The 11845-nt window shown below is 70.7% G+C and carries 15 protein-coding genes; 5 read left to right on the top strand and 10 right to left on the bottom strand.

Annotated elements, in window-relative coordinates; genetic code table 11:
- Window positions 1–774 precede the first annotated feature (774 nt).
- Window positions 775–1824 carry a hypothetical protein gene (locus RHODO2019_RS18335; RefSeq protein WP_265384946.1) on the top strand — a complete coding sequence of 350 codons (1050 nt, stop codon included), beginning with the start codon at window positions 775–777 and terminating at the stop codon, window positions 1822–1824.
- Between the two features lie 281 nt (window positions 1825–2105).
- Here the strand turns inward: RHODO2019_RS18335 and RHODO2019_RS18330 are convergent, their stop codons facing one another.
- The 4 genes from RHODO2019_RS18330 to RHODO2019_RS18315 form a co-directional block, all read right to left on the bottom strand.
- The gene (locus tag RHODO2019_RS18330; RefSeq protein WP_265384945.1) at window positions 2106–2600 is read right to left on the bottom strand and encodes a hypothetical protein; all 495 of its coding nucleotides are present in this window, start codon (window positions 2598–2600) and stop codon (window positions 2106–2108) included.
- Window positions 2601–2959: 359 nt separating this feature from the next.
- Window positions 2960–3784: a hypothetical protein gene (locus RHODO2019_RS18325; protein ID WP_265384944.1), complete on the bottom strand. Its 825-nt coding sequence runs from the start codon at window positions 3782–3784 to the stop codon at window positions 2960–2962.
- Entirely contained in the window at window positions 3781–5307 is a 1527-nt protein-coding gene (locus RHODO2019_RS18320) for a relaxase/mobilization nuclease domain-containing protein (protein WP_265384943.1), read from the bottom strand. Before RHODO2019_RS18320 ends, RHODO2019_RS18325 begins: the two co-directional genes overlap by 4 nt.
- Window positions 5304–5816 (bottom strand): plasmid mobilization protein, encoded by a 513-nt coding sequence (locus tag RHODO2019_RS18315; protein ID WP_265384942.1) that lies wholly within the window; start codon window positions 5814–5816, stop codon window positions 5304–5306. Before RHODO2019_RS18315 ends, RHODO2019_RS18320 begins: the two co-directional genes overlap by 4 nt.
- Window positions 5817–6151: 335 nt before the next feature.
- Here RHODO2019_RS18315 and RHODO2019_RS18310 point away from each other — a divergent pair, with 335 nt between their 5' ends.
- Window positions 6152–6487: a hypothetical protein gene (locus RHODO2019_RS18310; RefSeq protein ID WP_265384941.1), complete on the top strand. Its 336-nt coding sequence runs from the start codon at window positions 6152–6154 to the stop codon at window positions 6485–6487.
- On the opposite strand, the gene RHODO2019_RS18305 is transcribed toward RHODO2019_RS18310, so the two are convergent.
- Window positions 6484–7317: a Fic/DOC family protein gene (locus RHODO2019_RS18305; protein ID WP_265384940.1), complete on the bottom strand. Its 834-nt coding sequence runs from the start codon at window positions 7315–7317 to the stop codon at window positions 6484–6486. The genes RHODO2019_RS18310 and RHODO2019_RS18305 overlap by 4 nt on opposite strands.
- Window positions 7314–7439 carry a hypothetical protein gene (locus RHODO2019_RS18300; RefSeq protein WP_435532251.1) on the bottom strand — a complete coding sequence of 42 codons (126 nt, stop codon included), beginning with the start codon at window positions 7437–7439 and terminating at the stop codon, window positions 7314–7316. The genes RHODO2019_RS18305 and RHODO2019_RS18300 overlap by 4 nt, the downstream gene beginning before the upstream one ends.
- 359 nt (window positions 7440–7798) lie before the next feature.
- Here RHODO2019_RS18300 and RHODO2019_RS18295 point away from each other — a divergent pair, with 359 nt between their 5' ends.
- The 3 genes from RHODO2019_RS18295 to RHODO2019_RS18285 all read left to right on the top strand — a co-directional run bounded on the left by RHODO2019_RS18295 (window position 7799) and on the right by RHODO2019_RS18285 (window position 9172).
- On the top strand, window positions 7799–8068 hold the full coding sequence (locus RHODO2019_RS18295) for a hypothetical protein (RefSeq protein WP_265384938.1): 270 nt from the start codon (window positions 7799–7801) through the stop codon (window positions 8066–8068).
- A gap of 6 nt (window positions 8069–8074) precedes the next feature.
- Entirely contained in the window at window positions 8075–8404 is a 330-nt protein-coding gene (locus RHODO2019_RS18290) for a hypothetical protein (RefSeq protein WP_265384937.1), read from the top strand.
- Window positions 8405–9013: 609 nt separating this feature from the next.
- Complete coding sequence (locus RHODO2019_RS18285) at window positions 9014–9172, top strand: hypothetical protein (protein ID WP_265384936.1); 159 nt, start codon at window positions 9014–9016, stop codon at window positions 9170–9172.
- 90 nt (window positions 9173–9262) lie between these two features.
- Here the strand turns inward: RHODO2019_RS18285 and RHODO2019_RS18280 are convergent, their stop codons facing one another.
- From RHODO2019_RS18280 to RHODO2019_RS18265, 4 genes are all read right to left on the bottom strand, one after another.
- Window positions 9263–9526: a helix-turn-helix transcriptional regulator gene (locus RHODO2019_RS18280; RefSeq protein WP_265384935.1), complete on the bottom strand. Its 264-nt coding sequence runs from the start codon at window positions 9524–9526 to the stop codon at window positions 9263–9265.
- Window positions 9527–9528: 2 nt separating this feature from the next.
- Window positions 9529–9948 carry a hypothetical protein gene (locus tag RHODO2019_RS18275; RefSeq protein ID WP_265384934.1) on the bottom strand — a complete coding sequence of 140 codons (420 nt, stop codon included), beginning with the start codon at window positions 9946–9948 and terminating at the stop codon, window positions 9529–9531.
- A 142-nt stretch (window positions 9949–10090) separates the two neighbouring features.
- Window positions 10091–10756: a response regulator gene (locus RHODO2019_RS18270; protein WP_265384933.1), complete on the bottom strand. Its 666-nt coding sequence runs from the start codon at window positions 10754–10756 to the stop codon at window positions 10091–10093.
- Complete coding sequence (locus RHODO2019_RS18265; RefSeq protein ID WP_265384932.1) at window positions 10753–11826, bottom strand: sensor histidine kinase; 1074 nt, start codon at window positions 11824–11826, stop codon at window positions 10753–10755. The genes RHODO2019_RS18270 and RHODO2019_RS18265 overlap by 4 nt, the downstream gene beginning before the upstream one ends.
- Between the last annotated feature and the right edge of the window lie 19 nt (window positions 11827–11845).

The raw sequence follows: 11845 nt of genomic DNA, 5'->3' as shown, positions 1-11845 counted from the left end.
CCCCTCGGCCGAGTGGGCCTCACCAGCTGGTCGCGTGCTCCGCCTCCACGGACCGTGCGGCGATCGTGGAACGCGGCAACTTCGACGCGCGGCTATCCCGGCCGGCAGGCCGATCACAAGTTGGTCGTCAAGGCCCAGCGAGGACGGTGATGCGGTGGCCAGAAGTAATGATGTCGCCGCCCAGCCTGCGAGTACCCCTGGTAGGACGACGACGGGAACGCAGCCCCTTGATCAGTTGCCGGCGGCAGCGCTGATCCAGCTGGGCTGGACGGCGCAGCGCCTGGACCGGGCGCGCCCGCGGAGAGTGATGGCGTCGACGGGCCTGCCCGATCGCCTGTCCGGACTCTCCGGACACGGCGAGTTCGACTGTGCCCGGGTTGACCTCACCCTGGCCTCGACGTGCGTCGCCGCGATCGCGGCGACGCTGTCGTGGCCCACCGACCGGGTTCCGGAGCTCACCGCGGTGACGACGGCTGCGCATGCTCACGGCGCCGCGCTCGCGGACCGCCTCTGTGGTCGCCGGCGCCACGGAGGCCCCCATCGTGGCGGTCTGGGCGATCTACGCCTCCGACGTGACCGGTGGTGGGAAGGTCGCCGGACAGCTCAGCGCAGTGGCGGGCTACCTCGTGTCGTACGCCCGGACGGTCGGCACCCGGAACAGGGCGCCGCCTACAAGGCCGGTATGCCGCTATGAGGCTCGCCGATCGACTTCGTCTACGCCGAGGCCGTGTCCGGCCCCCCGTCGGACCCCGCGACGAAACGGGGTGGGTGGCAGTGACAGTGACCGCAGCAGCGGCCAGTCAGGCGACGGTGGCAGTGGCAGTGACCGCAGCAGCGCCCACTCACGCGACGGTGGCCGCGTCAGCGGGCAGGCAGCACCGCTCCGATGAAGAGGGTGTCAGGGCGAAGCAACTCGGGAAGAAGCGGCAGACCATGGGACTAACAAACGGTTTGACAAGATGGGGCGTCGCCACGCCCGCTCTAGTCGCCATCGGCGTTCTCGGATGGAGTGCTTATAGCGCCGCAACTCCGGCCGCCGTGGAGGGAACGTCCTCAGGAAAGGGCTTAACCACTGCAGCAAGTCAGACCACCGGACTCACCATGGATGACCATCACGCGCTCGGGCTGGCGATCTGGGGCGTGGCCGCGTTCATGGTCGCGATTCTTCTGTTGTTAGAATTCTCTGCGTCGCCACGCCAGTCGAGTAACAAGTTTGGCTTCCTCGACAGCATCGTTGGTGTTGACGGCCGAATATCGACGAGCAAGACCGTCGTGTTCATATGGACCCTCGAACTCGCAGCCGCGCTCATCCTTCTTTCTGGCATCGTCGTATGGGACCGCAACCCTGCCGTCACCGCCGATCACGTCTTCGGCACAGGCGATTGGAACGCCTATTCGTTATTGCTCGGCGGCCCGTTCGCGGCCGCCGTCATAGCCAAGGGCATCACCGCCTCAACGACCACAACGACCACAACGACCACAACGAATCCGATCCCCAAATCGAACACCCAAGACGTTACGCCGTTAGTGAGCTTGTCTGGGATGACTGATAAAGGTGCAGCGCTGAAGGACATAACCAGTAACGATGACGGGTCGACGAGCCTAGCCGACAGCCAGTACGTCATCTTTTCCCTCGTCGCGATGGTGTACTTCTTTGGCGCGTTCGTCGGCAATATTGTCGACTACACCAGGACGACCGACGTCACGAAGATTCACCTCGGGTTGCCCACGATCCCGTCCGCCCTCCTCGGCCTGACCAGTTTGGCGGCGCTCACCTACGTTGGTAACAAGGCCGCAGCCACACAAGGCCTAAACCCCTCCTAGCTCATCACGACCTGGGTCGGCGCGAATCAACCTGTAACAGCCACCATGGCGAACTTGCCCGCGACCGTGACCCCGGGGAACGTGGTTGTCATCTGCACCACCGACTACTCCACGCCGGCTCTCCAGCTGAACGTCACCGGATTTCGGCGCAGCACATTTCCCTCGCCCCCGCCATCGCATCAGTCCTACCGCGCGGTTCGGCGTAGTTGAACTAGCGAACGAGTGGACGGGGGTGGCAGCGCCGTCTTGTCCCTTGAAGACCGTCCGCGCAACTGCGCGTCCTACGGCGCCGTCGGTGCGGTGCCGAGGACCTGGCGGTAGGCACCCACCCAGTCGGTGGCGATGGTGTTCTGGGCGTCGGCCAGGGTCATGCGGTGGGCGCAGACCAGGTCGTGCAGGGCGGTCTCGAGCGTGTCCTTGGGGTTGGGGGCGGCACCCGGTTCGGGCCACAGGTTGCGGGGGCTGTTCGGGGACCCACCGAGCTCCAGGGGCACCAGGTGGTCCAGCTCGTAGCTCGAGCTGGGACCACGGTCGTTGTAGGCGCGCAGCGTGGACTTCTTCTCCGTGCTGGTGACCGAGGCGGGGGGCCGCACCGTGGAGGTGTACCCACCCCGCCGGCAGATCGTCGTACCGATCGTGGCCTGGGTGACGTGCGGGTCAACCGCACCCGGGGTGCACGCGGGGTCGGGCAGGGTCCCGTTCTGTACGGCCCGGGCGTGACAGGTGCCCGGGGCCGGGAACGGCTGGGCGGTGCCGTGGTCAGGGTCCTCCGCCACCACACCACCACTAGCGCCGGCAGCGGAGGTCACCGACCCGACGCCCCCACCACCGCCACTAGCCCCACCGCTCGAACCGGCCGGGGTAGAAGTGCACCCGGCGGTCATCACGCTGGCGACACCCAGCAGGGACAGCAGGAGAACGGCCCGGGTCGACCTGGGCGCCCGGCGGCGGCTGGTCCGAGCTCCCGTTGTCGCCGCATCGGCGGACTGGTCATGGACGAGCTCAGACACCGGTGCTCTTCCGTCGTCGAGGGGTAGGACACCGCGAGAACAACGACGCGTTCTGCCGAGCACTGACCGCGTGAGCCGGTCGGCCAGCCCGCCCAGCACGGGTGACGGCACCATTGCGGCGGGGGTCACCGCTCCAGTCCGGGTTCCCGCTGCCGGGCTGCTTCAACGGTGTGGCGTTGTCCGCGACGCAACTGGCTCCCAGGTTGTCCGGGCAGGCTCGAGCGCCCGGCCCGGGTGGTCTGGGCCATCCCCGCCAGCCGGGGTGCCTCGGCACCGTGCTGCCAGGCCCCCCCAGGCCCAGACTCCGCCACCGTCTCGGGGTGCGTGACCGCAGCACCGTCGGTGCCGGCGGTGATGACGTGCCCGGCCCAGTCGGGCCCGTGCAGCTGCTCCAGCACCGCGGTGCGGTCAGCGTCGACGGCCCGGCCCGCGGCGTGGTCCCCCGTGACCACCACACGGGCCGCGGCCAGGTCCTCCACCTGGCGGGCGGCGTCACGGGAAGCGACGGCGGGGTCGACGACGTCGGCCTTGATCCGCAACGCGTCGGCCCGGGCCCGGTCCGGGTCCGCACCGACGGCCCGCAGGGCGTCGTCCCACTGGCGGGGGTCGCCGCCCCCGGTCGCGGTGTGCGCCGCCCACGCCGTGGCGACGTCCGCTACGTCGGTAGCCCGCAGCCCGTCCACGACGTCGGCGGTACTGCCGGCCGGGGTCTGCGACAGCGGACCCCGCCCTGCGACCTCGGCCACGGTGGGCAGAGCCTGGGCTTGGGTGAGCCGGCCGAGCTGCGCCCGCCGCGCGATCTCCTGGGCATCGGCCCCGGCTTGGCGGGCGGCGTCCCGCACAGCCCGGTCACGGCGCTCCGCGACGGCCTGGGCGATGGCCAGCGCGGCGGCCAGCATCGCCTGCAGCTGCCGCCCGGCGTGCTCCATGTGCTCGTCGACCTCGTTCATCGTCCGATCCCCCGATCATTCGTGGTGATGCCGCTGGTGGTGCCCGGGGTCATCACCGGGACAGCTGTGGGCAGGGTGCTCCGCTGCGGTGACCGTGGGGTCAGCGCCAGACGCGGCCCGGTATCGCCGCCGATGACCACACTCGGGTCCAGGGCCGCCGCCGCAGCCTTCACGTGCACCCCCGCCGCCGCCGCCGCCCGGGCCTGGGTCACCCGGCCCGCGGTCTCGTGGGTGCGTTGGATGGTCTGGGCGAGGCGGAGCACCTGGTGCAGCAGCATCACCGTCCCGGCCGGACCCTTGCGCCCGGCGGTCTGCACGGTGAGCACTGCCCGGGCGACGGTCGCGAGCCGGTGCTCCGCCGGCGCCACCGGCGGCCGCTGTCGGGGTTCGCGTTCCGCGGCCCGGTACAGCTGATCCGCCGCCCGCCCAAGCAGGTAGGCAGGTTGGCCCTCAACCCGCTCGGCCGCGGCGGCCAGCACACCGGCGGCCTCCCGGGCGGTCGCCGACACCCGAGCCCGGTCGGACAAGGGGACATCGGTGAGGGTGGCGCCGATGCGGGCGACCTCCTGCTGCGCCCGCACCATCACCTCCGGCCGCAACGCGTCGGCTTTGGCGGGACCACGGGTGTCGACGGTCCGCCACGTGTCCACCGCCGCGGGGTCCGGTGCCCACCCGCCGCGCAGCGCCTGCAGGGTGAGGTTGCGGTCGAGCTTCCCGCCCCCGAACCACACCAGCGCCGGGGTCACCCCCACGCCGGTGGGTGCGCTGGGCAGGGCCACGGAGTACCCGACCACCGCGGTGCGCGACGTCCCGGCCTCCCACCGCGGGCGGACGATGACCCCACCCCGGCGCAGGGTCTCCACGAACTCCGACTCCGTCCGCGCCGAGGTGCCGGCGGCGAGGACCGCCCGCCGCAGCCGTTCCCGGGGCAGCTCGGTGCCGGCGGCGCGTTGCTGCTGGACCTCCAGCCGGGACACCGGGGCGAGCCCGGTCTTCGCCCGGCCGGTGACGGTGAGCCCGTACTTGGTCTCCATCTCCGCACGCACCTCGGCCAGGACAGTGAAGTCGGGGCGGGTGAAGTAATGCTTGCGCCCGTCCTCACGCACCAGGTTCGCCACCAGGTGGATGTGGTCGTTGCCGTTCGCGGACTTCCCGTGGTGCACGGCGATCCACCGGACCCGCCCACCCGGGCCGCCGGTGTTGAACCCGAGCCGCTCGGCGGCGGTCTCGGCGACGTCGCGCCACTCGTCGTCGGTGAGGTCCCGGTCGGCGTCGGCCTTGTTGCTGATCGACACGTGGTAGACAAAATCCTGGTCCACCTCCGGGGCGAACACCTTGCGGGGGAAGTCCAGCTCGGCGGTCAACATGGCCACGCCGAGCTCGGTGTCGCCACGGTCCCCCACGAGAATCGGGTCGTAGGCGGCGACGACCCGCTGGTTGCTGTGCTCCTCGGCCTTGCCCGGCCCGAACAGATAGGTGACCAACCCGCGCATCCGGGACCCGCGCCCGACCTTGGTGATCACCAGCGGTACCTCGGCACGACACCGTCATCGGCCCACGTGGACGCCGACCGCTCCAGGGCGGTGATGGCCCGCTCCGCCGCCGCCAACGTGCCGGCCGCGTACCCGGCGACCTCCCCGGTGCCGTTGAGCAACCGCGTCACCTGGTTCACGTTCACCCCGATCCGCTGCACCTGGGCGGTGAGCATCACCAGCTGGTGCAGCACGAACTGCCGGGACTCCCGCTCCGCGACCGCCGCCTCACCGCCGGCGAGTCCGATGCGGGCGAGGTAGTGCGGCACCGTCACCCGCTGGGCCGCCGCACGGGCCGATACGTCGGCGAACTCGGCGTCGGTGAACACCACCGTCACCTTGTTCGGCCGGCCACCGGTGGCGCGCCGACGGCGCAGCGATCCCGCCCGGCGCCCGTCGTCGCCCTGCTCCAGCTCCGACACCGCACCCACCCCCACCCGTTCTCGGTCCCTGGCCGCGCCGCGGCTGACCTCGATCCCCCGGCCCAGCGCAGCGTTCACACCCAGTGTGACCCCTCTCCCGCCGTCTGGGAAGCGCCGCAGGCGCAATCAGACGGGTGATTAGATATCTTGCTCTCCGGATGGCAGCGGTTCGGCGACCACGGCAACTCCGGTCGGAGTGCTGGTCGATCGCTCGGGATTCGGTGGGGTGGGCCCTCCCCTCGCCGGTAGGATCTGCGCACCGGCCACCACGTCAAGGGCGCTACCACGGTGCTCCGCACGGGACCTCCGGTCCCCCCTGGACCCGGCGACCGGCTCGAAGGATCGGCTGTGTACGGGGAGGACGGCACCAGGTGGTCTACCTGGGGCCGCAACACTGAGGGGTGGAGACAACGATGACCGAGACCACGGGCAAGAGTGCCGCGGCGGCACTGGCGAAGGAGCTGCTGCGCGAGCGCATCGCCCTCGTCAACGACCTCGGCAACCAGATCGACGCCCACAAGACCAAGGTCGCCCTGGTCGAGGAAGCGCGCTCGGCCGAGCAGGAAGCGGCCGACGCCGCCCGCGTCTCCTACGGCCTGGCCTTGGCCGGCGGGTGGACCGCGAAGGACCTCCGCAACGCCGGCCTGATCGTGCCGGCCGCACCCCGCGCGAAGCGGACGACCACCACCGCCACGACGTCAGAGCCGAATGCGTCGGCGCACGCCGACGGCGACCACGGCCAGGACTAGCGACCCTGCTGGCGCTCGGCCGGCCCCCTGGGCAGGTCCACCGTGGAGGCCTGATCACGAAGCCGGGTGCTGTCCTGCTGCCGCTGGAGGGCTGTGAGCGGCATCCGGTGAGGGTTGGCTAGGGCGGCGAGCTGCCCCGGCGAGCGTTGCACTGAGCGTTCCAACCCTTGCCCCCGCGCCGGTGACGGCGGGTCACGATCCACGGTGAGAGCGCGGAACACCGGCACCAACGGGGCCAGGTCTGGGGCCTCACCCCGACCGGTGGGCATGGACGCGGCGCTGGCTTGGTTCCACACCTGCGCCGACACCCGGGTGAAGTCCAAGGCGAACGGGGTGCGCTCAGCCAGGTGCTCCAGCAGCACCCGGGTGGTGCGACCGTTGCCCTCCCGGAACGGGTGCGCGAAGTTCAGGTGCGCCGTCACCTCGGCCATGGCAACCGCGAACTCCTCACGGTCCAACCGCTCCCACGGGGTGCGGGCCACCACCACCTTGGCCTCCCACACCTGCCCCATCACCTCGTGCTCGACATCGGCGAAGTTGCGCCCGTCCTTGGCCATGTTCACCGTCCGCGGCTGCCCCGCCCACGGGTACACGTCCCCGAACAAGTGCCGGTGCACCGCCACGAGGTGCGCGTCATCGAACGTCCGCGGCACCACCACCGTGCCCTGGTCGAGCTGCTGCCTGCGCACCGAGGAGATCCGGTACTCCACCGCCCGTAGCGCCTCCGGGTCGATGATCCCCAGGTTCTTCCGCAACGTGGTCGTGTCGGGCATGAAGTACGCCCGCCACCGCCACTCCGCCTGATCCCGCGCGAACTGGCCCCCGCTCACAACCCCTCGACCGGTGCGGCGACCGACGCCTCGGCCACCAACCGGGCAACCAGCTCGTCCGCGGTCACCTCCCCCCGGGCCTGCGCCACCAACGCGACCACCAGCTCCCGGTCAGGCTCCATCCCCTCCAGCCGACCACTGGCCAACGTCGCTGACAACGAGCGTCGGGCCTCATCCGACGGCAACACCGCCCACAGCTCCGGCCACCTCTGTGCGTACACACACAGCGAGTACGTCACCCTCTAGACCCTCCCCCGGGAGCGCTGGTCCGCACCCTCACCGACAGTGTCCCCGACCGTTGCACGTCACGTGGCAGCGTCCAGCAGGACCGAGCAGAAGGACCCAAGGAGATCCCCGTTCCGTTCACCGATCGCTGACCGGTCAGCGATCGCCCGCCCCAGCCGGACACTGAGGCGCGTCCCGGCCTGTGTGGTGACGTGTGGCCCCTGTGCCGTCGTGGTGGGTGGAGGAGGATGGTGGCATGGTTCCGGATGGGGCGAAGGACTTCTTCCTCGCCAGCGCAGGCGTCGCTGGTGCCTTGATCGGGCTGCTGTTCGTGGCCATCTCCGTCTCGCAGGGCCACCTCACCGGCGTCGGGACCAGCCAGCTCCAACGGCTGCGCGGCGCGGCCGCGATGAGCGCGTTCAGCAACTCCCTGGTGGTGTCGCTGTTCGCGCTGGTCCCGGGCAGGAAGATCGGGTGGTCGACCCTGACGGCGTCGATCCTCGGCCTGCGCTTCGTCGCCGCCTAGCTGATCGTGCTCGTGCGCGCCGGGACCAAGCGCTGGCACGACGCGTGGGACGTGGTGTTCCTGCTCAGCCTGGCCACCACCTTCGTGGTTCAGCTGGTGTCCGGCCTCCAGGTCCTCGCGCACCCCGACGACGCCGGCACCGTCGACACGATCGCGGTGCTGGTCATCGTGTGCTTCCTCGTCGGCATCGCTCGAGCCTGGGAGCTCATCGGCGGACCGCAGATCGGGCTGGCCCACGAGGTGGCGGCCCTGGTCAAGAAGGCCAGGGACCCCGCAGGAGCCGACGCCGCCAACGCCCAGGACTCCACCGGAGCGCCAGCCCGAGTGACGGACTGAGCGGTGCGAGCGCCAGGTGCCGCAATCGGAACCCGCTGCGGTGAAGGACGCGCCCCTCGGCCGAGGACAGCGCTGACACCAACCGTCAGCCGGCCGCACCGCAGCCACCCCGCCACGCCGAGCCAGCGACGCTGCCGGGGCGATAGCGCCCGTCACGGGCTGGGATCGGCCCGCGAGACCCATGATCAGTTGTCGACCGCGACCGCGACGGCATGCGGTTGCCGCCAGTGGTGCGCGTGGCGATCTGACCTCGCGGAATGAGTGACGTCATGACGGATCTGCCGCACCGTTCCGTGGCATCGGCTTTGACGAGCTGAGTGACGGGGGTTCGTGGGGCCCAGGGGTCTCAGGTCGGGTGTGGTCGTGATGGTGGAGGTTCCCGAACGTGACGGCAGCGGGATCGGCGGGGGTGTTCACCACGTTTCCCGGCGTGGTCCGGTACGCCTGCGCTCCTCGTTGAGCGCTGACGGCCCGGGCGACCCCTGGGGTACCTCGAGGGTGCCGTGACCTCTGCGACACCGGCTAGGGCCGAAGGTCACCACCCCCGCCGGGCCGCTCCACGACGTGTGCACCGCTCTCGTGATCAGCGGCTGCTGTGGCAGCTCGGTGGTGGGACGCCAGGCCCGGGACCGTCTCCGCAAGACCACCGTGGACCTCGCCGACGCGGAGGTGACGGTCACCATCGGCGTCACCCAGCTCAAGACGCAGGACACCTTGTCGTCGGTGATCACCCGCGCCGACGACGCCATGTACGCCCAGCGCCGATGAGCGAGCTCGCCGGATCGAGGAGGCCCCCTGACCGGCGTAACCGTCGATCAGGCCCCGGACGTCGGAGAGCAGCGAGCTCCGAGTACCACATCAGCCGACATCGGTCGATGGGGGTTCCCCGCCGTCGATCTCCGGCGACACAGAGGGGTACTGGAATACTCCTTCGAGGGGGAAGCCCAGCTCACGCGCGATCTTGAACGCCACCTCCAGCGACGGCGAGTACTTGCCGAGCTCGATCGCGTTCACGGTCTGGCGGGTCACACCGATGCGGGCGGCGAGGTCCTGCTGGGTCATCCGTCCCGCACCAGCCCGAAGCGCGGCGATGTGATTGGTCAGGCGGGTCGGCCGTGCCACCCTCACGCTCCCCGGTGGTACTGCGCGACGACGGTGGCGCCTTTCGCGACCTCCCCCAGAACCAGCGCGGCGAGCAGCGCCTGGGCGATCCAGAAGGTCGGCGCATCGACCATCGCGAGCGTCAGCCCGCCAACGATCCCCGTCGCCAGGACGTAGCCACAAACCTGCGCACCGCGCCGCTCGAACGACCTGTCGCGCTCGTCCTCGTGCCCGGCCTGGGAGGGAGCGCTGATCGCGATCACTGCATGGGCGGCGGCGGCCAGGACGACCAGGATCACCACGACCGTGACCATCAGTCCTACCCAGGCGACGTCGCGACCCGGCGAGCGCGACACCCTGCCCATGACAATCGTGAAGTACCCCCCGAAGACGAGGACGAGGATGGTCGTCATCGCCAGCGTGCTCTTCTCCTTGAAGGGCATCAGGTCCCGCTTCCCACCATGTGAAGTCAAACTTCCTTGTCATTTCACCGTAAGCCGCCGGGCCGCTGCTGTCAAAGATATTTGACGTCAGGCGGTCACCCGGGGGGACGCCACCACCCGGGTGGCGCACCGTGGTGGGGGTCTACTGCTGGCCGGGGGCCGTTCTGCCGGTCTCGTGGGCCCAGCGTGCGAGCTCGACCCGGTTGCGGGCGTGCAGCTTGGCCATCAGGGCGCTGACGTGGAACTTCACGGTGCTGGTGCTGATGTGCAGCTGTGACCCGATCTCGGGGTTGGTGCGACCGCGTGCGACCTGGAGCAGGACGCGCTCCTCCTGCTCGGTGAGCGGGGCGAGGGGTTGATGCGTCCGGGTGGGTGGCTCGCTGCGGGCGAACGCGGCGAGCAGGCGGGCGGTGACAGCTGGGTCGATGAGGGCGTCGCCGCGGACAGCGGCTTCGATGGCCTGCACGAGCTGGTCCGGCGGGGCGCCCTTGAGCAGGAAGCCGCGGGCGCCGGCCTTCAGCGCTGCGTGCACGTGCTCGTCGGTGTCGAAGGTCGTGATCACCACGACGGGGATCGGGTCGGCAACGTCGGGCCCGGCGAGCAGCAGGGTCGCCTCGACACCGTCGAGCAGGGGCATCCGAATGTCGAACAGGCACACGTCGGGACTTACCTGGCGGGCCAGGGCAACGGCGTGGCGGCCGTCGGCGGCAGCGCCGACGACCTCGATGCCGGGCTGGGCGTTGAGGATCGTCGTCAGACCGGCGCGCACGATGCTCTGGTCATCGGCGAGCAGGACGCGGATGGTCATCGGGCCGCTCCCCTGGGGAGCTCGGCGCACACAGCCCACCCCGCGCTCGCCCGCGGGCCGGCGGTGAACGTTCCGCCGAGCAGGGTGACACGCTCGCGCATCCCCACCAGGCCGAAACCCGTCGTGGTGGTCGACGAGGCGCCGTTGCCGTCGTCGACGACGCGCAGCTGCACCTCCGACCGGGTCCCGACCACCTCGATGGAGACCCGGGTCGCCCGCGACGCGTGCAGCGTGGCGTTGCTCAGGGACTCCTGCGCCACCCGGTAGATGGTCGACTCCACCGCGGGCGGAAGACCGTCCAGGTCACCGGTCATGGTGAGGGCAACCTGGAGTGCGCCGGATCGCCCGACCAACCCCTCGAGGTCGGCCAGGCCGTGCCGCTCGGTGCGCAACCCACCGACGATGGCCCGCATCTCGCTCAGCGTCCGGGTGGCTTCGCCCTCGATGGCGTCCAAGGCATCAACGGCCCCGTCGAGGCAGGACCTCCGACCCAGCACCAGTCCAGCCTGGGCCTGCACCACGATGGCGCACACGTGGTGGGCCACGGTGTCGTGCAGCTCGCGGGCGAGCTGCTCACGCTCCTGCAGCCTGGCCCGATCCACCAGCTGAGCCCGCGCTTGAACCCGGACGCGCACCGCCGCCCCGAGGGTCCCCGCCAGAGCGAGCACCGTCGCCCCGCCGAGCGCGTCCTGGACACCGGTGGGATCGGTGAGCACCGCGACCGCGAACCCCGCGGCCACCGACGCGGAGCCCAGGAGAACACCACGGAACGACCCCCAGCGAAACAGCGCGTACAACAGGACCAGCACCACCACGGCAGCGGTCAGCCGGACAGGAGGCTCCCCGGCGAGGTACGTGGTGAGGTCCACCGCAGCGAGCGTTCCGAACGCCGACACGACAGCTGTCGCCGGCCGTGAGCGGCGCACCAGGACGGCCGCGGCGAGGACCGCGCCGAGGACGACAGCGCCCGGGCGCCAGGTGACCTCATAGCCGCTGAACGCCTCGACGACGGCGCCGAGCAGCACCACGGCGGCCAACACCCGGTCACGCACGGCGGGGGATCTGTACACCGACCTCACGCTAGCGCCG

This window comes from Rhodococcus antarcticus, assembly GCF_026153295.1.
Lineage (GTDB): Bacteria > Actinomycetota > Actinomycetes > Mycobacteriales > Mycobacteriaceae > Rhodococcus_D > Rhodococcus_D antarcticus.
This window is presented reverse-complemented; position numbering and strand designations above follow the sequence as displayed.